At 65.9% G+C, this 25,871-nt stretch carries 23 protein-coding genes; 17 read left to right on the top strand and 6 right to left on the bottom strand.

Annotated elements, in window-relative coordinates; genetic code table 11:
• Positions 1–22: 22 nt before the first annotated feature.
• On the top strand, positions 23–484 hold the full coding sequence (locus tag WEB29_11625) for a glycosyltransferase (protein ID MEX2137580.1): 462 nt from the start codon (positions 23–25) through the stop codon (positions 482–484).
• Here the strand turns inward: WEB29_11625 and WEB29_11630 are convergent.
• Positions 447–1,916, bottom strand: a complete 1,470-nt coding sequence (locus tag WEB29_11630) for an O-antigen ligase family protein (GenBank protein MEX2137581.1) — start codon at positions 1,914–1,916, stop codon at positions 447–449. The two genes, WEB29_11625 and WEB29_11630, sit on opposite strands and share 38 nt — an antisense overlap.
• A 123-nt stretch (positions 1,917–2,039) precedes the next feature.
• Between WEB29_11630 and WEB29_11635 the strand changes: the two genes are divergently transcribed.
• The 3 genes from WEB29_11635 to WEB29_11645 all read left to right on the top strand — a co-directional run bounded on the left by WEB29_11635 (position 2,040) and on the right by WEB29_11645 (position 5,868).
• Positions 2,040–3,155, top strand: coding sequence for a polysaccharide pyruvyl transferase family protein (locus tag WEB29_11635; protein MEX2137582.1), 1,116 nt, complete (start codon positions 2,040–2,042; stop codon positions 3,153–3,155).
• The gene (locus WEB29_11640; GenBank protein ID MEX2137583.1) at positions 3,152–4,807 is read left to right on the top strand and encodes an acylneuraminate cytidylyltransferase; all 1,656 of its coding nucleotides are present in this window, start codon (positions 3,152–3,154) and stop codon (positions 4,805–4,807) included. Before WEB29_11635 ends, WEB29_11640 begins: the two co-directional genes overlap by 4 nt.
• A 98-nt stretch (positions 4,808–4,905) precedes the next feature.
• A complete protein-coding gene (locus WEB29_11645) occupies positions 4,906–5,868 on the top strand; it encodes an N-acetylneuraminate synthase family protein (GenBank protein MEX2137584.1) in 963 nt (320 codons plus the stop codon).
• A gap of 448 nt (positions 5,869–6,316) precedes the next feature.
• On the opposite strand, the gene WEB29_11650 is transcribed toward WEB29_11645, so the two are convergent.
• Positions 6,317–7,849: an oligosaccharide flippase family protein gene (locus WEB29_11650; GenBank protein MEX2137585.1), complete on the bottom strand. Its 1,533-nt coding sequence runs from the start codon at positions 7,847–7,849 to the stop codon at positions 6,317–6,319.
• A 228-nt stretch (positions 7,850–8,077) separates the two neighbouring features.
• Between WEB29_11650 and WEB29_11655 the strand changes: the two genes are divergently transcribed.
• Positions 8,078–9,496 (top strand): hypothetical protein, encoded by a 1,419-nt coding sequence (locus tag WEB29_11655; GenBank protein MEX2137586.1) that lies wholly within the window; start codon positions 8,078–8,080, stop codon positions 9,494–9,496.
• A 294-nt stretch (positions 9,497–9,790) separates the two neighbouring features.
• Here WEB29_11655 and wecB read toward each other — a convergent pair whose 3' ends face one another.
• From wecB to WEB29_11670, 3 genes are read right to left on the bottom strand one after another with little or no spacing between them, the layout of a single operon-like run.
• Positions 9,791–10,918 carry a UDP-N-acetylglucosamine 2-epimerase (non-hydrolyzing) gene (gene wecB / locus WEB29_11660; GenBank protein MEX2137587.1) on the bottom strand — a complete coding sequence of 376 codons (1,128 nt, stop codon included), beginning with the start codon at positions 10,916–10,918 and terminating at the stop codon, positions 9,791–9,793.
• Complete coding sequence (gene wecC, locus WEB29_11665; GenBank protein ID MEX2137588.1) at positions 10,915–12,123, bottom strand: UDP-N-acetyl-D-mannosamine dehydrogenase; 1,209 nt, start codon at positions 12,121–12,123, stop codon at positions 10,915–10,917. The genes wecB and wecC overlap by 4 nt, the downstream gene beginning before the upstream one ends.
• Positions 12,124–12,140: 17 nt before the next feature.
• The gene (locus WEB29_11670; GenBank protein MEX2137589.1) at positions 12,141–12,884 is read right to left on the bottom strand and encodes a WecB/TagA/CpsF family glycosyltransferase; all 744 of its coding nucleotides are present in this window, start codon (positions 12,882–12,884) and stop codon (positions 12,141–12,143) included.
• 43 nt (positions 12,885–12,927) lie between these two features.
• On the opposite strand from WEB29_11670, the gene WEB29_11675 reads away from it, so the two are divergent.
• The 12 genes from WEB29_11675 to WEB29_11730 are packed head-to-tail and all read left to right on the top strand — an operon-like array spanning position 12,928 to position 24,994.
• Positions 12,928–14,034, top strand: a complete 1,107-nt coding sequence (locus WEB29_11675) for a glycosyltransferase (GenBank protein MEX2137590.1) — start codon at positions 12,928–12,930, stop codon at positions 14,032–14,034.
• Positions 14,027–15,466 carry an O-antigen ligase family protein gene (locus WEB29_11680; protein ID MEX2137591.1) on the top strand — a complete coding sequence of 480 codons (1,440 nt, stop codon included), beginning with the start codon at positions 14,027–14,029 and terminating at the stop codon, positions 15,464–15,466. The genes WEB29_11675 and WEB29_11680 overlap by 8 nt, the downstream gene beginning before the upstream one ends.
• The gene (gmd, locus tag WEB29_11685) at positions 15,463–16,485 is read left to right on the top strand and encodes a GDP-mannose 4,6-dehydratase (protein MEX2137592.1); all 1,023 of its coding nucleotides are present in this window, start codon (positions 15,463–15,465) and stop codon (positions 16,483–16,485) included. Before WEB29_11680 ends, gmd begins: the two co-directional genes overlap by 4 nt.
• The gene (locus WEB29_11690; GenBank protein ID MEX2137593.1) at positions 16,485–17,447 is read left to right on the top strand and encodes a GDP-L-fucose synthase; all 963 of its coding nucleotides are present in this window, start codon (positions 16,485–16,487) and stop codon (positions 17,445–17,447) included. Before gmd ends, WEB29_11690 begins: the two co-directional genes overlap by 1 nt.
• A gap of 53 nt (positions 17,448–17,500) precedes the next feature.
• Positions 17,501–18,676, top strand: a complete 1,176-nt coding sequence (locus WEB29_11695; protein ID MEX2137594.1) for a DegT/DnrJ/EryC1/StrS family aminotransferase — start codon at positions 17,501–17,503, stop codon at positions 18,674–18,676.
• Between the two features lie 8 nt (positions 18,677–18,684).
• Positions 18,685–20,166, top strand: coding sequence for an oligosaccharide flippase family protein (locus tag WEB29_11700; GenBank protein ID MEX2137595.1), 1,482 nt, complete (start codon positions 18,685–18,687; stop codon positions 20,164–20,166).
• Positions 20,163–21,116, top strand: a complete 954-nt coding sequence (locus WEB29_11705) for a glycosyltransferase family 2 protein (protein ID MEX2137596.1) — start codon at positions 20,163–20,165, stop codon at positions 21,114–21,116. The genes WEB29_11700 and WEB29_11705 overlap by 4 nt, the downstream gene beginning before the upstream one ends.
• Entirely contained in the window at positions 21,113–21,760 is a 648-nt protein-coding gene (locus tag WEB29_11710; GenBank protein MEX2137597.1) for a cyclase family protein, read from the top strand. Before WEB29_11705 ends, WEB29_11710 begins: the two co-directional genes overlap by 4 nt.
• Positions 21,757–22,434 (top strand): acylneuraminate cytidylyltransferase family protein, encoded by a 678-nt coding sequence (locus WEB29_11715; protein MEX2137598.1) that lies wholly within the window; start codon positions 21,757–21,759, stop codon positions 22,432–22,434. Before WEB29_11710 ends, WEB29_11715 begins: the two co-directional genes overlap by 4 nt.
• The gene (locus WEB29_11720) at positions 22,427–23,374 is read left to right on the top strand and encodes a phosphoglycerate dehydrogenase (protein MEX2137599.1); all 948 of its coding nucleotides are present in this window, start codon (positions 22,427–22,429) and stop codon (positions 23,372–23,374) included. Before WEB29_11715 ends, WEB29_11720 begins: the two co-directional genes overlap by 8 nt.
• Positions 23,371–24,105: an SDR family oxidoreductase gene (locus WEB29_11725; protein ID MEX2137600.1), complete on the top strand. Its 735-nt coding sequence runs from the start codon at positions 23,371–23,373 to the stop codon at positions 24,103–24,105. Before WEB29_11720 ends, WEB29_11725 begins: the two co-directional genes overlap by 4 nt.
• 13 nt (positions 24,106–24,118) lie before the next feature.
• Positions 24,119–24,994 carry a 6-hydroxymethylpterin diphosphokinase MptE-like protein gene (locus WEB29_11730; protein MEX2137601.1) on the top strand — a complete coding sequence of 292 codons (876 nt, stop codon included), beginning with the start codon at positions 24,119–24,121 and terminating at the stop codon, positions 24,992–24,994.
• Here the strand turns inward: WEB29_11730 and WEB29_11735 are convergent.
• A complete protein-coding gene (locus tag WEB29_11735; protein ID MEX2137602.1) occupies positions 24,949–25,785 on the bottom strand; it encodes a glycosyltransferase family 2 protein in 837 nt (278 codons plus the stop codon). The genes WEB29_11730 and WEB29_11735 overlap by 46 nt on opposite strands.
• Positions 25,786–25,871: the final 86 nt, after the last annotated feature.

Raw genomic sequence — 25,871 nt, forward strand, 5'->3', positions numbered from 1 at the left:
CCTGGGCACGCATGAGCAGCCGATGCGGAGGCTGACCTCCGCCCTGGCGGCCGTGCCATCGACCCTTCCGCAGGTAGCACGATTTGTCATCCAGCACGGATACTCACCTGCCGTCGATGGCTGGGAGAGCGAGGCGATGATGAGCCCCAGCCGCATTGCAGAACTGACCGGAGCCGCCGACATCGTGGTCACCCATGGCGGGCCGGCATCAATCGCTCTCGCGCGCGGCGCTGGCAAGATCCCCGTCGTGGTGCCCCGCGCGAGCTCGTTCGGCGAACACGTTGACAATCACCAGATCGCCTACGCAAGGCGCCTCGCCATGGCCGGCGAGATCATCTTGGCCGAGGATCCGGCAAACATCGGTCGGATCCTGGCGGACTACGACCGACTTTCTAAGGAGCTGGCGTCGCCTTCGTCGCTCGATCCCACACCCGCCATTCGGCAATTCAGTGCGATTGCAGACGCGCTTCTGTACCAGCGCTGACGAGCTCCCGCGCCGCCCCCGGCCACACGGCCAGCGCAGCCCCAACAACCGCCCAGACCGCGACTTGAACGTCCAGGAAGTACATGGGGTTGTTGAGGGCGCCCAGAACGTTGAAGCACACGAAGATCACCACGGCCGTAACGCGCGGATTCCCGAGCCCGCGCACAGCCATCGCCACTGCAAATCGCCGGCTGCGGGCCAGAGCGACGACGACACCCGCCTGAATACCCAGAAAGATTCCTAGTCCCACTACACCGAGCTCGCCCAGAACGCCGATGTAGTCGTTGTGGGGGGGCACCCGCTTCACACCTGAGGCGCGCTCGACCGCAGCTGCAGTCCCGCCGGGGCCCGTGCCCAGGAGCGGCTGCTGCACCCACTCATCAAGCAGCGTTCTCCAAACAAAGAACCTGAAACGCATGCTGGCATCCATTATCACTTCGGGATCTTCCGGCTCCGCCCCGGAGCCATTGCTGGATCCATCCGGGGGCGCGCTCGCCCCGGGATGGGGTTGATCGCCGCCAAGGCCGGCAACGATGGCGTCGACGAAGCGCCCGGCAAAATCAGGTCGAGCCAACAGGGCCCCCGCGATGATGATGGTCACCATCGCCACGCGTCGCCACCTGCCGGCGACTGCCAGTGGGACAGCCAGCCCGGCCCATGCCGTCGCTGTCACGACGCGGGTCGCAGAAGCGATGATTGCCGCGCCACCCAGCACACTGAGGAGGAGGCCGGCGCGACGGACCCGGCCGGGCACGCCCGGTCCGAGCGTGAGAAAGGCGGCCAAAAGAACGAACAGGCCTGCGAAGGCCAAGGCGATCGGGCCACTCGCTCCCAGTGCTTCGGCCCGGAATGCGCCGTTCATGAGGCGCGCACCCCCGGTCAACAGCTGGAGAATCCCCCACGCGCTCGGGATGGCGAACCCGATCATGGCCGACAGCATCAGCTGTCGGTAGCGCTCCGGAGTCGCGATCAAGCGCTTAGCAAGCGCGAAGGCGCCGAAGAAGGCCGTCCAACGGGCGACATACGGCATCCACGCAAAAGCGGACTCCCCTCGTGCCGAAGCCAGCAGGGCAGCGTACAGGACGAATCCAAGCATCGCGATCTCGAGGCGGCTCGGTCGCGCCCCCCTGATGGCAAGCACGACAGCCATGCCCGCGAACAACGTCGCCACGCCAAAGGTCAGCACCAGACGGGCATCAAGTATGCGGGAGTTGATCTCCATGACCTCCGCATGCCAACCGACGGTGGTGATGGGCAGCACACCGACCGCGACGATCACCATCAGCTGGGGTTCTGCGATGGCGAGCAGGACGAGGGCTGCCAGAACCACACCTGCGCCGGCTGGCTGCTGCAACGTGAGAAGGAGCAGGCCGGCCACGAGCAGACCGCCGGCTGCCAGCATGGGCCCGTGGAGTGGCAGCCAGCGGATCACGGGGGTTCGCAGGCGGGGAGCTCGATTTGCAGACGCGCCCGAGTCTGGTCGCCAGCTTCTCGCTGACCTGTCGGGCGGTATCCTCGTCCCAGAATCTGGCGGCCGACCATCTGAGAGGGCTTCTTGCTACTGCTGTTACATCGTGCCATCAGGAATGCAGGTGACTTCCTCATCTTCGACCGCGCGGTAAAGCTCTTTCGTGCCTTTCGCCCAACGGCGAAGCTTGTCGTGGCCAAGGCTTGGCTTCCGTTGACCGATCAGTTTCGTCTCGTCGAGCTCCAGGCGTTCGACGCCGTGGTCGTGTGCGGGGGTCCGGGTTATCAGAACGGCCTGTACCCACAAGTCTACCCACTCGCTGACCTCTCAAGACTCCACTCACCGGTCGTCCTACTGGCTCTCGGCAGCTATTCGTTCCCGGGCACGCCATCCCAATTGCGGATCTCGCGCTTTGACGGACCTACACGTGCGTTCTTGGATGAAGTACAGCAGCGGGCTCCGTACCTCGGAGCCCGTGACAGACTCACCGAGGAGCTGCTACACGTGAACGGGATTTCGGAGGTGCTCATGACCGGTGATCCAGCGTGGTATGACCTGGAGCACATGGACAAGGTTGGGCCCACCGGCTCCAACATCAGGTCGCTCGCCTTCACGCCTCCGGCCTCCGCTGTCTTCGCGGGACAGGCGCTCCGTCTCATGCGGCGGCTGGCGAAAGAGCTGCCGCGGTCGCGCGGAACGGTTGTTTTTCATCGTGGATTGCAGCGACGATACGCGGCTGAGGCAGGGCGCTTGGGGTGGTCGATTGAGGACATCTCCGGTTCTCTCGATGGCTTCCAGTTCTATGACAGTGTTGATCTTCATGTCGGCTACAGGGTCCATGCTCACCTCTATTGCCTGAGCCACGCCCTCCGCAGTTACCTGATCGCCGAGGATTCTCGGGGTATTGGCGCACTGCAAACATTGGGTCCTCTTGGAGTGGATCCCCTCACACGTCACGATCGCTCGTGGCGGCCGCTGCAACGGGTTCGGCTTGTGGCAGGGAACCTCGCCCGGCTTCCTGGTCCCGTCTCAGATCGTTTGCTCGAGGTGTTGGCACCCGCGGTGACGGCGGAAATCGGCGACGAACTGATGGCTCAGCTCGCCCTTGATCAATCGGGGTCCTGGCAAAGGCTCAGGCAGGCACGGGAGACGATGAGGCTCACACTTCCAGTCATGCGGACGATGATCGAGAGTATTCCGTGACCGAGAATCGTCCGATCTCGACTGCCTTCCGTACGCTGGTTATCATCCCCGCACGCGGCGGCTCGAAAGGGATCCCACGTAAGAACCTCCGCGCCCTGCGCGGTGAGCCGCTGATCTCGTATGTTATCCGCACGGCGCTGGCTTCGCGCTTTCGCCCAGATGTCTATGTCTCGAGCGAGGATGACGAGATCCTCTCGATCGCGGAGAAGCTGGGCGCGACCCCCCACCGCCGACCTCGCGGGCTGGCCGAGGACGAAACGACGCTAGACGCGGTGGTCTTCGAGGCTTTTCGAGAGATCACCGCCGGACGGCTGGACGCCTACGACCTGGTGGCGACTATCCAGCCTACGTCCCCCCTGCTCCGAACGGCATCGCTCGATGCCGCCATCGAAGGGCTTCTCGCTTCCGGCGACGACACTGTCATCTCGGCGATACGGGACGCGCATCTCACCTGGACCGTCAATGACGGCCGTTTCGTTCCCAACTACGAGGAGCGAAGAAACCGGCAGGACCTGCCGCCGCTCTTCCGCGAGACCGGCGGGTTTCTGATCTCCCGTGCGTCTGTGCTGACGCCGGACGCCCGGATCGGAGATCGAGTCTCGCTCCATCTGCTGACCGGCGGCGAGGCGGTCGACATTGACACCCTCGAGGATTTCAACCTCTGCGAGTGGTATCTGTCGCGGCGGCACGTACTGTTCGTTGTGAGCGGGTACCCAGAGATCGGACTCGGCCACGTCTATAACGCGATCACCATTGCCACCGACCTTGTAAAGCATGACCTGACCTTCCTGGTGGATCGGAGAAGCAAACTTGCGCTCGAGATCCTCTCGGGACATCACTACGCCGTCACCCGACAGGAGAGTGGGGACCTGGTCGAGGAGATCACCCACCTCGCACCGGACGTCGTGATCAACGACGTCCTCGATACATCCGAGGATTACGTCCGCGCTCTCAAGAAGCTCGGGATCAAGGTCATCAACTTTGAGGACCTGGGACCCGGCGCCCTGTACGCGGACCTCGTCATCAATGCCATATATCCCGAGCGGCAGATCCACCCCAACCACTATTTCGGCCATCGATACTTCTGTGCTCGCACGGAATTCACGTTGACGGCTCCCAAGCTGGTCGATGGTCCGGTTTCGCGCGTATTGCTGACCTTCGGCGGAACGGATCTCAACAATTTGACGGCCAAGGTGCTGACCGCCATCCATGGCTACTGCCAAGAACATGGGATCTCGGTCGATGTTGTCGCAGGAATGGGCTATCAACGGTTCGAGACGCTGCAACGCTTTGCCGGTGTCGGCGTCGAAAGGAATGTCGCGAACATCTCCGATTTCATGCGGCGAGCCGACATCATCTTCACCTCGGCAGGCCGCACCGTCTTCGAGATCGCCTGCATCGGCACCCCCGCCATCGTTCTTGCTCAAAACGAACGCGAACTCACGCATCTGTTCGCGTCCGAAGAGCACGGTTTCGTCCACCTTGGCCTCGGCCGCGACGTGGAGGAGGCAACGATCCTCCAGGCCTTCCGCGAGCTCGTCGAGGAGTCTGGCATGCGGGAGCACATGAGCCGCTTGATGCTGGAACATGACATACGATCCGGGAAGGACCGCGTACTGCGCCTGCTCGACCAGGTGATTGGAGGCGAATGAGACTCGGAGACCTGATTGCTGGCCATCTACGTCGGGACGACGAGCTCCCGACTCGCCCATTCGTGATTGCTGAGGCGGGGGTTAATCACGAGGGGTCAATGGAGATCGCACGCCGTTTGATCCACGAGGCGGCAGAGGGCGGGGCAGATGCGATCAAGTTCCAAACCTATCGGGCGGACACGCTGGCGTCGCGTGATTCACCCGCGTACTGGGATACGTCGGAGGAGCCTACTCATAGCCAATTCGAACTCTTCCGTCGATACGACACGTTCTGGAAGAGCGAGTTTGAGGCTCTCAAAGTGGAATGCGATTCGGCAGGCATCGAGTTCATGTCCACCCCATTCGACACCGAGTCGGCGGACTTCCTCAACGACCTCATGGACGTCTACAAGATCTCGTCCTCGGACCTGACCAACCTGCCCTTCATCAGCCTCATCTGCAGATTCGGCAAACCGGTCCTGCTGTCCACCGGCGCTTCATACCTGTGGGAGATTGAGGAGGCCGTTCAGGTGATCCGCGACGGGGGAAATCCATTCTGCTTGATGCATTGCATCCTGAACTACCCGACGGCCGACTTCGACGCCAATCTCGCGATGATCCATGACCTGCGGCGTCGTTTCCCTGAAGCTCTGCCGGGCTATTCAGACCACACCCGGCCGAACGAGGAGATGGATGTCCTGACGGTCGCTGCCCTGTCCGGCGCCCGCGTGCTTGAGAAGCATTTCACCCACGATAAGACCCTCCCCGGAAATGACCACTACCACGCCATGGACATGCGTGACCTGAAAGAGTTTCGCCGGCGCAATGACCGCATCGTGGGGCTGCTCGGCCAGCCTCACAAGCGACCCCTGCCTTCCGAAGAGCCGTCCCGTCAGAACGCGCGCCGTAGTCTCGTCGCTCGCGTGACCCTGTCGCGCGGCACTCTCATTGCCGAGGACAATCTCACGTGGAAGCGTCCGGCGTCGGGCATCAGTCCCCGGGAGATCAACCGCGTCGTCGGCCGGCGCGCCGCCATCGACATTGCCGAAGACGCCATCCTGCAATGGAGCATGCTGGACTGAACGCGCCAACACAACCCGTGCCACCGTAGAGCATCCGTGGAAGGGTGCAATGCATCTCCACTCCGCGCTTCGGGGCCGTGTGTCACTGCTGTCGGTGGCGCTAACGTCCTCGATCACACGTTTGAGCTGACGCCATCGTCGCCAATGCGTACGCGTACCTCAAGGCCGGTGGGGAGTTTGCCCTCTCAGCCGACCTTCACGCCGGCAGTCACGGCGGACATATGCATCCGGTGCATCTCGACCGTGATGTGGTGCGCGCCTCGCTCACGCGGACGGGATTCGAACTGCTTCGCGAATACGACGGGCTGGGGCCGACCGGCACCGAGAGCTACGGACACGGGCGTGCGTACACCGTCATCGGGCGCCGTAGTGTGGCTTGACCGCTCCGCGACACGGCCTGAGACGTCTTGAGAAGGCCAGCCGAACCTTCGGGGGATCCGGGCCTAACTTACCCTCTCCCGAGCATGTCCCTCTTGATCGCTGAGGACGAGCCCGCGGCCAACGCCAGGTCGGCTCCTTCATGCAGCAGGCCGACCAGCGACCGCCACGGCTGCCGGCAGAGCAGGGCGCCACCCGCCGCGTACGCCATTGCAATTGCCAGCCCGGCCAGCATCCCTGTCGGCGATGGGTGGGGAACGGCAAGAGTCGCGGCCACGGCGAGCAGAGCGCCAAGGAGCAGGAGTGAAAGACGCGGCCAGTCGAGATCGAGCGGAAACCGATGTCGGGCCAACCAGTAAGTCGCACCGGCGTAGCAGCCGTACCCGATGACCGTCGACCAAGCGGCACCCATAATGCCGAGCCTCGGGATCAGCAGCAGGTTGAATCCGACGTTGACGGCCGCCGCCGCGAGCGTGATCAGCGGCAGCGAGCCGGTCGAGCGCCCGAGCATGATCACGCCCACCAGCATCACGTAGAACCCATACAGGGTCGACCCGAGGGCCACGACCGAGATCACGTCGGCTGCTCGCGCATAGCTGACCGGCGCGATGATCGCGACGATCTCATGGCTGGTGGCACTCAGCAAGACTGCCAGGGACAGGAACAAGAGGGCCGCGACCGTGACCATGTGGCGGTGCAGCCTGGGACCCATGGCAAGCTCGCCGAGGCGATAGAGCACCGGGGTCCAGGCGGCCTGGACCGATACGGCCACCAGCGTCACGACATAACCGATCTGGTATCCGAGGCTGTAGATGCCGATCTCGGCTCGTGCGGCGATCGTGGGTAGACCGATGACCAAGCCGATGAGCCACCGGTCAGACACGTTCATCATCCACTGTGAGAGCCCATGCGGGACGAGGGGTATGCCGAACCTCAGGGAGCGTGCAACCAGCCTCATGTCGACCCGCGGCGAGCCCAAGCGGAGTAGGACGTAGGCGGCCGCGAGCACGGTGACGATACCGCCCGCCAGCTGCCCGACGAGGCCACCCGACGTCCCGGCTCGGAAGCCCAGGATGAGCACGAGCGACGCGAGCGCTGTAGCCACGACGACGCTGAGCGTGAAGGCCAGGTAGGCAACCGGCTGCTCGGTGGCGCGCAGAAAGACCGTGGGGATGTATTGGAAGGTCAGCGTCAGGGCCGATGCGACCATGAGCGCACCGAGCGGCCAGAAGTCGATCCCGACGAAGATGATATTGAACATAGGAGCCAGGACGGTCGCCACCAATGCCACCCCAACCACGCCGCTGACCAAGGTGGTCGCTGCCACGCTCGCATAGAGGTGCGAGCGACCCACACCATCGGCGTCGAAATGGAATCGCATCAAGGCCGCGTCGAGGCCGAGGCGAAAGAGAATCGCCAAGAGACCGGCGACGGGGATCAGCAACATGAGAGCCCCGAACTCAGCCTGGCTCATGAACCGCACGTAGACGGGCAGCAGCAGGAACAGCCCGAGCCGGGGAAGCAGATTGGCAACGACAAAGAGGGCGGATGCGCGGGCAATCCTGGTCGGTGCCTGCCGTGCCGACCGCGTTACCTCGGACATCGAAGCGATTCTAGGCGTTCGGTAACATGGGCTGGACACATGCCAAGGGTGCGCGTTCATCCATGACGTCCCATGCAATGTTGGGATCCCGCCATCGGATGCTGCGCTGAGGTGCTTTTGAGCTTCGTGCGGCGGCTCGTGCCGATCGCCTTGCCCCTCCTCGTGGCGGCCGGCCCGATCGCGTACCTATGGGGTCAAAACGGTAGCGTCGTGAATCCTTCTGATGTGATGACGCCCGTACTGATCACCTTGCTGCCATCGGCGGCTCTGCTCGCCGTCCTCTGGCGGGTGACGGGTGACCCCGTCCGCTCGGCAGTCTCGGTCACTGCGATGCTCGTTCCGATGCTCACCTTCGGATACCAGGTAGACGTCCTGGGCCGGGCCGTGAGCTTGAGCGATGTGGACGCGCTGAACTGGCCGCTGCTCGGGGTGAACGGTGCGGTGTTTGGGCTCATCACCGTCCTGGTCTGGCGGACGCGCCGAAGTCTCTCCGCGGCCGCCGAGGCCCTCGCCATGATCGCGGTGGTATTCATCGCGCTTTCCCTGCCCGGAATCGCGAACAGTTTTCGCGTCGCCGCATCAGCGTCGGGCCACGAGGCCGCGTCGGAATCCACCGGTGAGGCATCGCCGCCGTCCGGGTCGGAGGAGGTGGCGATGCCGGATATCTACTACCTGGTGCTGGATGGCTATGGGCGTGCCGACGTGCTCGACGAGGTATTCGGCTACAACAACCAGCCCTTCCTCAACTCGCTCGAAGACCGCGGCTTCTACGTTGCGCCGAAGTCGCTCAGCAACTACTCGAATACTCAGCTGTCGATCGCGTCGTCCCTAAACATGCACTATCTCGATGACCTGCCGACGAATCTCAGCCCACGTGCCGCACGCCTCCTGACCGCGCTGCTCGAAGCGCCCGAGGTCGTCTTGCGGCTGCATCGACTGGGCTACAAGTACGTCAACTTCAATACCATCTGGTGGGGGACCGATAACGCGCCATTGGCCGATGTCACGTACGGCGAAGATGTCCTGAGCGAATTCGAGGTCGTCTTCCTACGGACGACCGCGCCAGGCCGATTGCTCCCCCAACCGACGTGGCAGAAGGAGCACCTCCGAACGTTGTCGCATCTGCCCGACGTGGCACGCATGCCCGAGCCAACCTTCGCATTCGCCCACATCCTGTTTCCGCATCCTCCATTCGTCTTCGCCGCCAACGGGAGACAGCTGCGGAGGGACGACACACTTGGCGCGTCGTGGGACGATCAGGAAGGGTACATCGAGCAGATGCGCTTCCTGAACACGTGGGTCCTCGGCACGATCGACAGCGTCCTCAACGCCTCTGACGAGACGCCGATCTTCATTCTGCAGGGTGACCACGGGCCGTTCTCAACCAAGGGGACCGGCGACACCGCGCTGATTCACTGGGAGCGCATGTCGATCCTGAACGCCCTGCTCGTGCCGCCGGTCGTCCGCGCCCAGCTCTACCCCTCGATCACGCCCGTCAACACCTTCCGGCTCGTGCTGCGTGGGCTGTTCGCTGAAGCGTTGCGCCGCCTGCCCGACCGCTCAATGTACAGTCCAGCGGTTCTCGAGGCCAGGATCGACGTCACGGAGGAGGTCAAGACAAGGCAGCCCGCGGGCGCCTCTCCCTAATAGCATGGCTGGCCGCCGAGGCGCGACCACTGTGTGCATCGTTCCCCCAGCTGCCCGGGTACCCACGTATCGGGCCAGATCGCGAACTCAAGTGGACGCTGGAACGAATTCGGTCCCTCGACGCATGAAGCCTTCGCCACCTGCATTGCCGAGCTGCGCGACCTAGATCCCGCCGGGAGCCATCACCCCGACCTTGGGCAAAAGACGCGTGGCTGGCAGGAAATCGAACGGCAGCTCCGTGGCAGCCGCGACGTGCCTGGCCGCAAGCCGAATTGGCCGGGTCGCCGCTAACGGTCAGCGGCTGCGTTCCTCGAGATCGCGCACCAGGATGTCCGCAATGCGCCTGGCCGCCAGGCCGTCACCGTAGACCTGCCTCCCAGCGCGGCTCATCGTCGACCGCGCACGGTCGTCGTCGAGGAGGCGCCGCACCTCGCGACGAATCGCAGTTCGACTGGTGCCGACCATGTTCACCGCGCCGGCCTCCAGCCCCTCCGGTCGCTCGGTCACCGATCGCGTGACGAGAACCGGGACACCCAGCGTTGGGCCTTCCTCCTGGATCCCCCCGGAATCGGTGACAGCCAGGACGGATCCCTGCAGCAGCACCAGGAACTCGTCGTATTCCAGGGGGCCCACCACCGTGGCCCGCGGCTCGACCCCCAGGATCTCCTCGACCGGGCCCCACGCGCGTGGATTCGGGTGAGTAGCGAAGATCAGGGACAGATCCTTTCGCTGTCGCAGGACGTCGCGAAGGCCAAGGGCGATCTCGCGGATCGGCCCACCCCACGATTCCCGACGGTGAGCGGTGGCCAGAATGTAGATGCCGGGGGGCTTTTCGATGCGCTCGGACATCGACGCGGTCCGCGTCACGATATGGTTCACCGCGTCGACCACGGTATTGCCGGTCACATGGATTGCGCCGGCAACGTGCTCTGCCCGCAGCTCCTTCGCAGCGTGCGCGGTGGGTGCGAAGTTCCACTGGGCGAGGACGCTCAGGACTCGCCGATGCATTTCTTCCGGGAACGGCCGCGTGAGGTCATGCGAGCGGAGACCTGCCTCGACGTGCGCGACCGGTATCCCGGCATTGAAGGCGGCCAGCGCCCCGGCCAGCGCACTGGTCGTGTCGCCCTGGACCAGGACGACCCGTGGCTGGAGCTCTGCCAGGAGCGAGCCGATCCGCTTCACACCCGTGCTCAGCAGGTGGTTGAGGTCGGCAGCGTCCCGCATGAGGTGGAGGTCGTGGTCCAGTGCGACGTCGAAGAGGCGCAGCACACCCTCGACCAGATCACGATGCTGCCCCGTCCCGATCACCACCGTGCCCACGCCCCGCCGTCGCAGCTCCCGGACGACGGGGGCGAGCTTGATCGCCTCTGGGCGGGTCCCGATGATGACCGCGGCCTGGGGCCTCGTGCGGTTGCCGGTCACGACGCGGATCGGGCAGCGGTCGCCCCGCAGAAATCGAGCACCACCTTGCCCCCGAAATCGAGTCCGGCAAATTCAGCGTGATTGACCAGCAGGGCGATGACGTCGGCGCCGGAGACTGCGGTATCGACGTCGTGGAGCTGCAACGCCGGGTGCGACTTGACGTGCGGCTCGCAGGCGAGGAGGTCGACCCCGACCGAGCCGAGCGACAACGCCACTCGCAGCGCAGGAGACTCGCGCAGGTCGTCGACGTTCGCCTTGTAGGCAAGTCCCATGCAGGCCACGCGAGCCGGCCGGCCCAGGCGATCGGACTGATCGGCCACGGCCGAGCGGATCTGGTCGATCACCCAATCGGTCTTGCGATCGTTGACCTCCCGTCCCGTGCGCAGCAGTCGCGCCGTCTCCGGATCCTGTGACACGATGAACCACGGATCGACGGCGAGGCAGTGGCCGCCGACTCCCGGTCCGGGCTGCAGGATGGAGACGCGTGGGTGACGATTCGCGAGGCGGATGACCTCCCAGGGATCGAGCCCGAGGTGGTCGCACAGCATCGAGACCTCGTTGGCAAATGCGATGTTCACGTCCCGGAAGCTGTTCTCCACCAGCTTCACCATCTCGGCCGTGCAGCTGTCCGTCGTGAACAGCGCGCCGCTGACGAAGGTTCGGTAGAAGGCCTCGGCTGCAGCGGATGACGCCGGATCGATGCCGCCGATGATTCGGTCGTTCGATGCGAGCTCGTCCAGGATCCTGCCCGGAAGGACGCGCTCCGGACAGTACGCAAGTCGGATCTGATCGGTGTCGATGCCGGAGGCTGCCAGCACGTCTCGGACGAGCTCGGTGGTGCCCACCGGGCAGGTCGATTCGATGACCACCAGGTTGCCATCGGCCACCACCTCGGCGATGGAACGCGCGGCGATCATGACATGGCTGGTGTCGGGTGTCGGAATGGCAGAGCCGCGCCTCAACGGGGTCGGAACGCAGATCAGAAAGACGTCTGCCGGTCCTGGCTCGGCAGCGGCGGTGAGCTGACCGGACGCCACGACCGAAGCGACCAGGTCGGGAAGCCGGGGCTCCTCGATGTGGACCTGCCCGGCGCTGATGGTCTCGACAACCACGGGATTGGTGTCGACGCCGAGCACTCGGTGACCGGCGGCGGCGATCGCGGCTGCGGTCGGCAGGCCGATGTAGCCCAGCCCCAGGACACACACGGATGCAGGGTTCGGCACTAGCGCCTCCCGGATACCAGAAGCACGAGGAATTTCAGAAACGCCGGCAGCGCCCGCAGCCGCACCGGCTCGCGGAGGAGACGATAGCTCCATTCGAGGCCGGCTTCCCGCAGCCAGCGCGGCGCCCTGGCCTTTTGACCCGCGAAGATGTCGAAGCTGCCGCCGAGGCCCATGTACAGCGCAGGATGGGCGGCGTACAGCCGCTGCATCAGCTGCTCCTGTCGCGGAGACCCCATGGCCACCAGAACGAAGTCGGGCCGGCGGCTCTGCAGCTCATCAACCAGCTGCTCCTGCTCCTGCGCCGACAGGTAGCCGCTTCGTGACCACAGGTTGATGGCGGGGTGGCGCTCCCTGAGGCGCTCGGCAACACGGGCCACGACCTCATCGGTCGCGCCGATGAGGTAGAAGGACCGCCGGCTCGCGTACTGGCCGATGGTAGCCAGCCACAGGTCTGCCCCCGCCATGCGACTCGCTCGGATCCCCTGGCGTCGCAGGGCAAGGACTGCGCCGATGCCGTCCGGATAGCCCAGCTGCGTCGCCGCGAGGTCGACAATCGCCGGATCTGCGCGGGCAATCTTCTCGGCATTGATGGCGACTAGGATGCCGCGCCCCGTATCCAGCAAGTCAAGCAGGGCGTCCTGCCCGGCGGGCGCGAAGGTGATGACCCCATTGAGCGAGGCATGCGGGAAGGTGGCGAGGGCGGCGTCGTGGAGTGGGCTGGAGCGCTGCTCCGCTGAAGACATGCAAGTAGAGTAGGCCCGCTCATCCTCCTGAGGGCTCGGCCGCTTGCGCATCCTGATCGTCACCAACCTCTATCCCGACGCTCGCCTGCCGGCGTTCGGAACCTTCGTGGCGGAGCACGCGGAAGCCCTTCGACGGGCAGGTGCAGTGGTCGAGGTCGTCGCCACGACAGGCATCCCGGCGCAGCAGGCTGTCCTGCGCAAGTACATCTCGCTTTCTTTCCGCACGCTGCTGGCCGCGCTCATGGCACGTGTGCGGCGGCGGAGGCCTCGCGTCGTCGAGGCGCACGTTGCCTATCCGACGGCGCTCTTGGCATGGATGGCCGCACGAATCACCGGGGCGCGCCTGGTCGTGTACAGCCACGGATCAGACGTCACCGGTGATGGTGCCGACGGCGTGCCGAGGCTGGTGGCGAGATCGCTGTTCCACCATCGGCTCGCGCGCCGAGTCTTTCGGGCTGCGGATCTGCTGGTTGCCAACAGCACCTTCATCCATGACCAGCTGATCTCCCGCTTTCGGGTCGATCCTCAGCGAGTGGTCGTCGTCTCTCCCGGCATCAACTACCGCCTCTTCTCGGCGAGCGGTTCGGGGAGATCACGGAACGGAATCCTGTACGTCGGCAGGCTCGCCCGGGGCAAGGGGGTCCATGAGCTTCTCGACGCGGTCCGCCGGCTCGCGCCGGGGACGGCACTTCGATTCGTGGGCGATGGGCCCGAGCGAGCCGCGCTCGAGGCGGCGGCGGATGCCGCTGGCGTCCGCGCCGAGTTCTGCGGCGCCTTGCCACCCGGCCAGGTGGCAGCGCTCATGAGCGAGGCGGCCGTCGTCGCCATGCCATCGGTCTATCCCGAAGCGCTCGGTCTTGTTGCGCTGGAAGCGATGGCCGCCGGCGCGCTGGTGGTCGCATCGTCGTCAGGGGGCATCGGCGAGTCGGTGATCGATGGCGAGACCGGCTGGTCGGTGCCGCCGGGTGACGTCGACGCCCTCGCATTGGCCCTGCAGGAGGCAGTGGCCACTGCGGCAGACGCGGATCCTGCGGCACGGTCGGCGCTCCTGCGAGCTGCGGATCAAAAGGCACGGTCCCACGACGTCGACGTGATTGCCCTCCACCTCCTGGACCTGTATGGGTCGCTGAGCGCTTCGCGCCGTGCCTGACGTCGACGGAGGTCGCCTGGTCCTGGGCGCATGGGCAGCCGCGCTGCTGGCGGCGACCTTCATCGGCGCGCGGGTCATCTCGCGACTGGCCGACTGGGCGCCGGCCGGACCGATCGCGCTCATCGCGGGGGCGCCGCTCGTTCCGCGGATCCCCTTGATCGCCAGCCTGACGGCGGATGACCTGCTGCCACTCCTGGGCCTTGGCCTGCTGGCCTTGCGAACGCCGTTCCCGGGGCTCACTTCCGACCGGTGGGCGCGAGCGGCATTGCTGGCCGTCGCGCTCGCGACGATCGCTCGCATCGCCTCGGCAGTGGCGAACGGAGGGGGGCTCGAGGGGACCCTTCTGATCCTGGCGCAGGCCGTGGCCCGGCCGGTGGTGCTGCTGGGGATCGTTGCCTACACCGCGGCGACCGTTCCGGAGGATCGGCGCCACCGAGCGATCGTGGTTGCCATCGCCGCGGTAGGTAGCTATGAAGCGGTCTACGGGCTGGTCGCCTTCACGCTGGGACTCCCCGGCGGTGCCGGCCTTCAAGGAGCGCGCGCGTACACGAGCGTCCACAACGTATGCCCCGGGCTCATCAGCGGCACGCTGGGTCTGTCCGCCAACCACATGGGCGCGATGTTCGTCCTCTCCGCGCCATTGACCGTGGCGCTGGCAGTCAAGGCGCGCGGCCGGGCGCGATGGCTGTGGTTGCTCTCGGGCTCCGCCCAGATGGCCGCCCTGCTGCTGACGTTCACACGATCGTCGACCCTGCTGGGGGTCGCGCTGGTCGCGGCGTTCCTGATCTACGAACGCAGGTTCGTCCTCCTCGCAGCCCTGGCCGCGGCGACCGCCGTGCTCGTGGTCTCCGCGACGTCCATCGGATGCATTCCCAGGAGCAGCGAGCCGGGCACTCCTCCGGGCTCAGTCTTCGGGGATCGCTTCAGCGACGGCAATGACCGCCTGGCGCTCTGGTACGCCGCTGGTCGGATCATGGTCGATCATCCGATCTTCGGCGTCGGCCTGGGCCTGATGCTCGACACGGTAAAAGACAATCCGGAACGGTACAGCGATACGCCCTTCGGCCCGGCCACCAGCTCCGCTCACAACACGATCCTGCTGGCCGGTGCGGAGACCGGGGTTCTCGGGGCCTTTGCCGTAGCCTCGCTCAACATCCTGCTGGCCGCAATTGCCATTCGTTGCGCCTGGCGCGGGCGGGCACGCGGCGACCCGCTGCTCGTCGCGGTCGGGATGGTGATGATCGGTTACTTGGTGCAGGGGATGGTCAACAACCTCTTCTCGATACCCGCCACCAGCTCCCTGCTGGCGCTGCTGGTGGGAGGCTTCGCCCTGCCGCGTGTGGAGGCTGGGCCACCCCCCGGCGGCCCGCCCCGAGCGTCCCCGTATACTCCGACCGCACTGGAATCGACAAGCTCGGGTGAGGATCGTTGAAGCGAGCGCTGATCACCGGCATCACCGGCCAGGACGGGTCGTACCTCGCCGAGCTGCTGCTGGAGAAGGGATACGAGGTTCACGGCCTGATCCGGCGATCCAGCTCATTCTCGACCGGCCGGATCGACCACCTGTACAGCGACATTCACAAGCTCGCGCGCCCGCTCTACCTCCATTACGGTGACCTCTCCGATGCGTCGTCGCTCATCAACACCCTCAACAAGGTCAAGCCCGAGGAGGTCTACAACCTCGGCGCGCAGAGCCACGTCAAGGTGAGCTTCGAAATGCCCGAGTTCACCGCTGACACGGCGGGCATGGGCAACCTGCGCCTGCTCGAGGCCATCCGCCATGCCGACTGGCCGGTCCGCTTCTACCAGGCGGGCAGCTCGGAGATGTTCGGGCTGGTGCGCGAGCGTCCGCAGACCGAGGCGACGCCGTTCTATCCGCGCAGCCCCTACGCGGTGTCGAAGGTCTTCTCGCACTGGATGACGGTTCAGTACCGCGAGGCGTACGGCCTCTTCGCCAGCAATGGGATCCTCTTCAATCACGAGTCCCCCCGGCGTGGCCCGACATTCGTCACCCGTAAGATCACGCGAGCCGTGGCCGAGATCGTCGCTGGCCGGCAGACCACGGTGTATCTGGGCAACCTCGACGCACGGCGGGACTGGGGCTACGCACCCGAGTACGTCGAGTCGATGTGGCGAATCCTGCAGCACGATCAGGCCGATGACTTCGTCATTGCGACCGGCCAGATGCATTCCGTTCGGGAGTTCCTCGACGCAGCGTTTGGGCTGGTCGGACTCAACCCCGATGACCACGTGGTGATCGATCCTCGCTACTTCCGCCCAACGGAGGTCGACGAGCTATGCGGCGATGCCAGCAAGGCAGCTCGCCTTCTCGACTGGCGGCCGACCACATCGTTCGATCAGCTGGTGCGGATCATGGTTGAAGGGGATCTGCGAGAAGCCGGCATCGAGCCGAGCACCGTGCTGGTGCCGTCGACCGCGGGAGCGAGCTGATGGCCTGGTCACGCGGACGCGTGACGGTGACGGGTGGCGGAGGCTTCCTTGGGCAGGCGGTCATCAATCGCCTGCGCTCGGTGGGCGCTGACGAGATCTTCGTCCCGCGCAGCCGCGACTACGACCTGCGAACCCATGACGGCGTGAGCCGAGCCCTTGCGGACGGCAAGCCCGAGCTGGTGATTCACCTGGCGGCTGCCGTTGGCGGGATCGCCGCCAACCGCGAGAACCCCGGCCGTTTCTTCTACGAGAACGCGATCATGGGCATCCAGGTCATTGAGCAGGCACGCCTGGTGGGCGTCGCGAAAGTGGTCACCATCGGCACCGTCTGCTCCTATCCCAAGCTCGCCCCGGTTCCGTTCCGGGAGGACGACTTCTGGGACGGCTACCCGGAGGAGATCAACGGGCCATATGGCCTCGCCAAGAAGATGCTCCTCGTCCAGGGTCAGGCCTACCGTGAGCAGTACGGCATGGACATCATCTACCTGATCCCCGTCAACCTGTATGGGCCTGGAGACGATTTCAACCCGGCGACCTCGCACGTCATCCCGGCGCTGATCAAGAAGTGCGTCGACGCGCGCGAGGCCGGCACCTCCGAGATCGAGGTGTGGGGGAGCGGCTCCGCATCGCGCGAGTTCCTGTACGTGGACGACGCCGCGGAGGGGATCGTGCTGGCCGCCGAGCGGTACGACGGGCCGGAGCCGGTGAACCTGGGAGTCGGCCGTGAGCTGAGGATCAAGGACCTCGTCGAGCTGATCGCCGAGCAGACGCATTTCACCGGCAGCATCCGCTGGAATCCATCGCGCCCCGATGGACAGCCGCGACGCGCGCTCGACACGTCGCGAGCCCGCCAGGAATTCGGCTTTGCGGCCCGCACCCCCTTCGAGGTGGGCCTGCAGCGAACGGTCGACTGGTATGAGGCCCAGCGTGTGAGCGAATCGGTCGCGGCTGCCCGACCTTGACGAACGAGTCTGGATCCTTGACCGCACCAGGTGGCGCAATCCCGCGTCGGCGGGTGGGCGTCGGAACCTCCTCCATCACACAGGACGATGAGCACCGCGTGCTGGAGGTCCTGCGGTCGGGGAGGCTCTCCCCGGGCCCCGTCACGACGGAGTTCGAGCAACGCTTTGCGCAGCTGCACGGCCGCCGTCATGCGGCGATGTGCAACAGCGGGACCGGCGCGCTCCAATTGGCGCTCCAGGCACTGAAGCTGCGCTACGGGTGGCCCGACGGAGCCGAAGTCATCGTCCCCGCCATGACGTTCGTCGCCACCGTCAACACGGTCCTCTACAACAACCTGCGGCCGGTGCTGGTCGACATCGACCCATTGACGCTCAACATGGACCCCGCCTCGTGCGCTGCTGCAGTCTCCGACCAGACGGTTGCAATCATCCCGGTCCACCTGTTCGGGCAGCCGGCCGACATGACGTCCCTGATGGCCATCGCCGACGAGCGTGGGCTGCGAGTCGTGGAGGACAGCTGCGAGACGGTCGGCGTCAGCCACAACGGCCGACCGGTCGGCTCGTTTGGCGATTTCGCCTGCTTCTCGACCTACATGGCGCACCTGGTGACGACCGGGGTCGGTGGCCTGGCCCTGTCTGACGACGACGACAACATCACGCGATTCCGAAGCCTCATGAATCACGGACGGAACCCGCGGTACCTGAGAATCGACGATGACCAGGGCCTCGACGACGACGAGCTGTTGCGCGTGGTGTGGAGTCGCTATGACTTCGTGTGGCTGGGCCAGAGCTTCCGAGCCACCGAGATGGAGGCCGCGCTTGGCATCGGGCAGCTCGAACGGCTTCCGGCGGCCCTCGCCCGCCGCCGGGACGTGGCGGAGCAGCTCACGGCGGCCCTCGCGCATCCCGAGCTCCGATTGCCGAGCATCGCGCCCGGCAACGAGCACGCTTTCATGATGTTCCCGATCGTCTGCCTCCGCGAGGGCCTCCGTGATCGCCTGGTGCTGGCGCTCGAGCGAGGCGGCGTCGAGACCCGCTTCCTGCTCCCGATCCTCGGTCAGCCCTGCTACGAGGGCGTGCTCGAGCATGCGCCGGGGACCTTCCCGGTGACGGAGCACGCGCTGGCGAACGGCTTCTACACCGGCTGCCACCCGAGCATGACGGCCGACGACGTCGACCACGTTGCCACCATCGTGGAGGGTGCCCTGCGCGAGGGACAGCACAGCTGAGGCCCGCCTTGCAAAAGGTCCTCGATCTCATCCGGCGCCCGGCCAGCAGCAGGGCCCGCGTCGCTCGCGGGTCCATCGCCTACGCGGTCGCCGCCGTGACGCAGCGCGCCGTTGGACTCCTGATGCTGCCGATCTACGTCCGGGTCGTCGGGTCGGCCGAGTACGGGCAGCTGGCTGTGGCCACCACCATCTCGGCGGCGGCCGCGACGATTCTGTCATTCGGCCTCGAGACGGCCATCTTTCGCAGCTATATCCACCTTGGTACCGACCCCGCCCGGCGGGACCGATTCGTGAACACCGTCGGCGTCTTCCTGTTGGCGGTGCCGACGCTCGCGATCATCGCGATCGGTCTGCTCATCCTGCGGCCGGTGTCGTCATTCTTTGCGATCGGGCCCGAGGCGATCGGGCTGGCTCTGGCGAGCGTTGCGGTCACCGTCCCGGCCACGATCCTGACGATGGCGCTGCTGCGTGCCCAGGAGCGGCTGACCGACTACCTGCGAGTCAGCGTGGTCACGGTCGTGGCGCACACCGGATTCATGATCCTCTTCGTCATCGTGCTCCGCGGCGGCCTGAACGGCTGGCTGCTTGCGGTCCTGCTCGGTGCGGCCGTGCAGCTCGCGATCGGACTGGTGGTCCTGGGCCACCGATGGACGCGATCGTTCGACGTGGCCCTCCTGAGGGGCGCTCTCGTGTTCGGATTGCCCCTCATCCCACATGCCATCTCTCATTGGGCGCTGGCCCTGTCGGACCGGGCCATCCTGGGCGCATACGTGGCGCCCAGCCAGATCGGCATCTACAACCTGGCGTATCAGCTGGCCCTGCCGCTGGGAATGCTCACCGTGGCCATGAACCAGGGGATCATGCCGATCTACGCCGAGGCGACCCACGACGAGGTGCGTCGGCAGGAGCTGGGTGGGCTCGCCTCCCGCCAGGTGGTGGTGACGTGTCTCCTCGGCATGGCGATTGCGCTGCTCGGTCCACCGACTATTCGCCTGGTGATGCCGGCTGAGTTTGGTTCGGCCGCCGGACTCCTGCCGTGGATCGCCGCGGGCTATACCTTCTTCGGGCTCTACCTGCTGCCCATGGACGCCGTTTCGGTGATGGCCGGCCAGACACGCTGGGTGTGGATCAGCACCTTCGCGGCGGGAAGCGTGAATATCGCCCTCAACCTCGCCACCATCCCAACATTTGGAACGGCGGCTGCGGCGGTGAACACCGCGGTCGCCTATGGAGTCCTGCTGGTGCTGTTGCTGGTGTACCAGTACCGGGTCGCTCGAGCGCCGATCCGGCTGGCCTGGAGTCGGCTCGGCCTTGCCCTGGCGGTGATGGGCCTCGGCCTGCTGTGCGCTATCCTGCTGCTTCCCGACGAGGGTTCGGCGCTCTTCAGCTTCATCGGTCGTTCGGTTGTGCTGATTGCGGTCGCCGCCATCCTGTGGGCGACCTTCGTCAGGGGACTCCGCCGTCCGAGCATGCCTCGAGGGCCGACTTGAACTCGCTGTCCATCGTCATCCGCTCGTTCAACGAGGCGGAGCACATCGGGAGCCTTCTGGCCGGCATCGGCCATCAGACGCTCCAGCCGTCGCAGATCGTGCTGGTCGACTCCGGCTCGACCGATCGAACCGTCGAGATCGCCGAGCGGTTCGGTGTCGAGGTCGTGACGATTGATCCCGAGGCCTTCTCATTCGGCCGGTCGCTGAACCTCGGCTGCGCCGCAGCCACCGGGGATGTGATCGTGATCGCCAGCGCCCACGTGCGGCCGGTCTTCGACACCTGGCTGGAGATGCTCACCGCTCCACTCGGAGACGACCGAGTCGCCCTCGCCTACGGTCGGCAGCAGGGCGACCACCGCACGCGCTATTCAGAAGCGCAGATCCTGTCTCGCTGGTTCCCCGATCAGTCCGACATGCAGCAGGACCATCCGTTCTGCAACAACGCGAACGCCGCGATCCGACGGGAGTCATGGCGGTCACAGCCCTACGACGAGCAACTGACCGGTCTCGAGGATCTCGAGTGGGCTCGTCACGCCGTGGAGAAGGGCCAGTGCATCGCCTACGTGGCTGAGGCGCCGGTCATCCACGTCCACCAGGAGACATGGTCACAGGTCGCAAATCGCTACCGCCGCGAGGCATCGGCACACCGGCGCATCTTCCACGACCACCGAATCGGCGTCCTTGAGGCTATCCGGCTGTTCGCGGCCAACGTCGCCAGCGACTACTACCATGCGATTCGGGATGGGGTGCTCTTCTCGAACCTGGCGTCGATCCCGGCCTTCCGGGCCGCGCAGTTCTGGGGCACGTATCACGGGTTCGCGCAACAGGGGGTCGTCTCGGCCGCTGTCAGGCGCCGCTTCTACTACCCCCGAGGCTTCAAAGCCACCAAGGGGGACCCGGCCGCCGATGTCGGCTCGCCGATCGTCTACGAGGAGCGTCCCGACTCGTGACGGGTCGCCTGATCGACATCAGCGTGCCGCTCGAGACTGCGCTGCCGACCTGGCCGGGCAGCCGGGGGCATCGCACCTTTCGGACGATGGCCATCGAATCAGGCGACGCGGCGAACGTGACCCAGCTCGAGATGGACGTCCACACCGGCACGCACGTCGAGAACTCACTGCACTTCCTGGCCGACGGCTCGCCGTTGGCGGCGGTGGCCCTCGAGCGGCTGGTGGGTCCGGCGCTGGTGGCGGAGATCGCGGGACCGGCCGTGACGCCGGCGACGCTCGAGGAAGCCGCGATTCCGCCCCACACCTCGCGGCTCCTGCTGAAGACCACGAACTCGGCGCTGTGGCATGCCCTTGATCCGGCCTTTGATCCGAGCTACGTCGCCCTGACCGAGGAGGCAGCCCATTGGCTGGTCGACCACGATGTCGAGGTGGTCGGCATCGATTACCTCTCGGTCCAGCGATTCGAGGACTCGCCGGAGACGCACCGGATCCTGATGCGCGCGGGGATCACCATCATCGAGGGCCTCGACCTGACGAATGCATCGGCGGGGATCTATGACATGGTCTGCCTGCCGCTGCACCTTTCGCAGGCCGAGGCTGCCCCGGCGCGTGTGATCCTGATCGATCGCAAGCCGGCCACATGAGTCCGCGCATCGTTGCCCTGGTTCCAATGCGCCACGACAGTGAGCGGGTCCCTGGCAAGAACTACCGCCCGCTGGGCGGCCGTCCCCTGTTCCATCACATCGTCAGCACGCTCCTTGCGTGCCCTGACATCGATCAGATCGTGATTGACACCGACAGCGAGCTGATCCGGGCGGATGCCGCCGTCTCCTTCCCCGACGTGCGCGTGGTCGAGCGACCGGAGCACCTGCGAGCCGGCACGGTGCCGATGAACGATGTCCTGCTGCATGACACCGGCCTGGTGCAGGCCGACCTGTACCTGCAGACGCACAGCACCAACCCGCTGCTGCGCGCGACCACGATCTCGGCCGCCATCGGGCAATTCGTCGACGACGGACCCGATCACGACTCGCTCTTCGGAGTCACTCGGCTGCAGACGCGACTGTGGAGTGCTGACGGGCAGCCGCTGAACCACGATCCGGCCGCCCTGGTGCGGACCCAGGATCTGGAGCCCGTCTTCGAGGAGAACTCGTGCATCTACCTGTTCACCCGGGAACTGCTGGTGGAGCGGGGGACCCGCATCGGGGCGCGGCCGATGCTGTACGAGATCCCGCGCGACGAAGCGTGGGATATCGACGAGGAGATCGACTTCGAGGTGGTGAGCGCGCTCTTCGCAGGACGTTCCGCCGATGAGTGACCTCGCCGTCCTGGTCACCTGCCCACCGATGCAGCGTACGGTGGCGGACTGGAAGGGTCGCTTCGATGCGCTGGGGATCGAGGTTGGGATGCCGGCCGTGGTCCAGCAGCTGACTCCAGCGGACCTGCTCACGCTCCTTCCGCGCTTCGATGGGATGATCGCCGGAGACGACCCCCTGACGGCGGAAGTGCTGGAGAACGCCCCCCGACTGCGGGTCGTGTCGAAGTGGGGGATCGGGCTGGACAGCATCGATCTCCGTGCGGCCGAACAGCTCGGCATCCGGGTCACCAACACGCCGGACAGCTTCGGCGACGAGGTTGCCGACGTGGCCATCGGCTACATGGTCATGCTCGCTCGACAGCTGCACCGCATCGACCGATCGGTGCGCGAAGGGAGGTGGGAGAAGCCACAGGGCATCTCGCTCGCGGGGCGGACCCTCGGCATCGTGGGGCTCGGTTCGATCGGGCGCGCCGTTGCGGTCCGCGGAATCGCCATGGGGATGAACGTGATCGGTCACGAGATCTTCGAGCCCAATGCCAGGCGCGCAGCCGAGCTCGGCGTCCAGGTGCTCGATCTCGAGACCCTGATCGCCGATTCCGACCTGGTGTCGCTGCATTGCCCCCTGACCGATCAGAATCGACACATGATCGACGCTGCACGGCTCTCGCGGATGCGACCCGGCGCCTATCTGCTCAATACCGCACGCGGACCCCTCATCGACGAGGCAGCCCTGATCGACGCGCTTGAGTCGGGGCACCTGGCGGGTGCGGCGCTCGACGTCTTCGAGGAGGAGCCGCTGCCAACCTCGAGCCCGCTCGCCAGCATGGAGAACGTGGTCCTCGGCTCTCACAACGCCTCGAACACCCGCGAGGCGGTGACCCGTGTCAATGAGCTGGCGATCGAGAACGTGCTGAAGGGGATTGCGGAGGTGACGCGATGACGAACGACGCAAGCCCGAAGGTGGTGGTGATCACCGGCGTGGCGGGAGGCATCGGCGCGGCCGCGGCACGCGCCTTCAGCCAGGCGGGGTGGGCCGTGGCCGGCCTCGACCTTGCCGACTCCGGACCACCCGAGGTCGATCCGTACGCGTCGATCGATCTCGCCGGCCCCGAGGTGGAGGCAGAGATGCAGGCCTTCTTCGACGCCCTGCCCCGCATCGACGCCCTCGTCAATAACGCAGCCCTCCAGATCGTCAAGCCGCTGCGAGACACGACAACTGCAGAGTGGGACCAGGTATTGGCGGTGAACCTGCGTGCCGCCTTCCTGGCCATCCGGCTCGCACATGGCCAGCTCAAGCGCAGCAAGGGCGTCGTGGTCAACATCGCTTCCGTGCACGCGGTCGCCACCTCGGCCGGCATGGCCGCCTATGCCGCGTCGAAGGGTGGGCTGCTGGCCCTCACGCGGGCGGCGGCCGTCGAGCTCGCGCCCGAGGGGATCCGGGTCAACGCACTCCTGCCCGGCGCGGTCGACACCCCGATGTTGCGCGCCGGAGCCGCACGATTCGAGGACGGCATCGACCATATCGGCCTGCGGACGCCCCTGGGTCGGGTGGCGAACGCGGACGAGGTCGCGCGCTCAATCGTGTTCCTGGCCGGACCCGATGCGGCCTATGTGACCGGTGCGACCCTCACCGTGGACGGAGGGGTCCTTGCGGCCCTGAGCAGCGAATGAGCGCGAGCAGCGAATGAGCGCGATCAGCGAGCCGGTCAAGCGCCTCCTGCGGACGACACTCGGAGCCGAGCGCGGCGATCGGATCATCGGCACGCTGGTGGACGCAAAGTCGCGCGTCGAGTACGCGCTGAGCCCGAGCGGACGCCGATCGTCCGCGCAGCTGGCGCGCATGCGGGATCGGCACGCCGGCGAGCGGTGCGTGATCGTCGGGAACGGGCCGAGCCTCAGAGAGATGGACCTGGCGCCGCTGCGGTCGGAGGAGACCTTCGGGTTGAACCGGGGCTACCTCCTGTTCCAGAAGCTGGGCTTTGCACCCACCTATCTCGTCGCCATCAACGCGAACGTGGTCGACCAGTTCGCGAGTGAGATCCTCGCCGAAAGCAGCACGACGTTCGTCAGCTGGCATACTCGACGCTTCCTGCCCAGAGGTCATCGGGCAATTCTGATGAGGCCCGTGCGTGGGCCTCTCTTCTCGACAGATCCCGCTCGAGGGATCTGGGGCGGCGCGACGGTGACGTTTGCGGCACTGCAGCTCGCCTACCACATGGGGTTCTCAGAGGTGGTCCTGATCGGCGTCGACCATTCCTTCAGCACCCCGGGCCCGGCACACCAGCTCGTCACCTCTTCGGGGGACGACCCGAACCATTTCGACCCGAGCTACTTCGGAAAGGGGGTGCGGTGGGAGCTGCCCAATCTGCCCTTGTCGGAGGTCGCGTACCGGCTGGCGCGGAAGGCCTTCGAGGCCGATGGGCGGCGGATCCTGGATGCGACGGTGGGCGGAAAGCTGACTGTCTTTCCCAAGGTCGAGCTGGAGGCGGCGCTACGCCCCCGCGCCGATCCTCATCAGGGCAGCTCGCTTGAACCCGCCGCCGTGCGGCCATCATCGTAGACACGCCGAGGTCGTATCCGATTCACGACCGCGCGGAGCCATGCGGGCATCAGGTGGAAGGTCCACGAAAAGACGGGCTGCAGCCGGACCAGGATAGCCCCCGGCCCTCGGGCATACCGTCGCCTGACCCGATGCGTCTCCCCCGCGGCAATATCGCGGTCGCGGGTGGTCTTCGCGTCGGCGTGAATCGTGGCCTCGGCCAGCGTGCGATTGAGCATGACCGGTGGAGCGATACGCGTCAGTCGCAGGAAGAGGTCCAGATCCATCGAGTAATGTAGCGACTCGTCCAGCAGGCCGACCGCCTCGACGGCGGACCTTCGAAAGAAGGCGCTCGTCAGCGGGATCTGCTGGTGAGAGTAGTGCAGCGTTCGACGGTTGTAGGCGGACCCGATCGTTCCCAGCGGAGTGCCGTCGGCGTCGATTCGCTGCGTCAGACCGTAGATCAACAATGCCTCGGAATGCTCGACGAAGGCTTCGCCGATGGCGTGGAGGGCTCCGGGCAGATAGACGTCATCGGAATTCTGCCAGGCGATGATGTCGCCGCTGGCCATTCGCCACCCGGCGTTGATCGCGGCGGACTGTCCATGGTCGGGGCCGCTCGTCCAGAACGTCAGCCTGTCCGCATATTTCCGGATGATCTCGACGCTGCCATCCGTCGAGCCACCGTCCATGACGATGTACTCGAGGTTCGGATAGCCCTGCTCCAGGACCGATCGTATCGTTCGCTCGATGAACCGTCCCTGGTTGAATGACGGCGTCACGATGGTCATCGAGGGCAATTCGGCGGTCATCTCCGCGGGATTCTAGCCGAGGCGCGTCGATGCGGTCCCCGTCCAGCGAGGGCTCCTTCGCGCATTCGGCGTTGTCACGGTACCCT

The sequence above is a fragment of the Chloroflexota bacterium genome, from assembly GCA_040902225.1.
GTDB lineage: Bacteria > Chloroflexota > Limnocylindria > QHBO01 > QHBO01 > CF-167.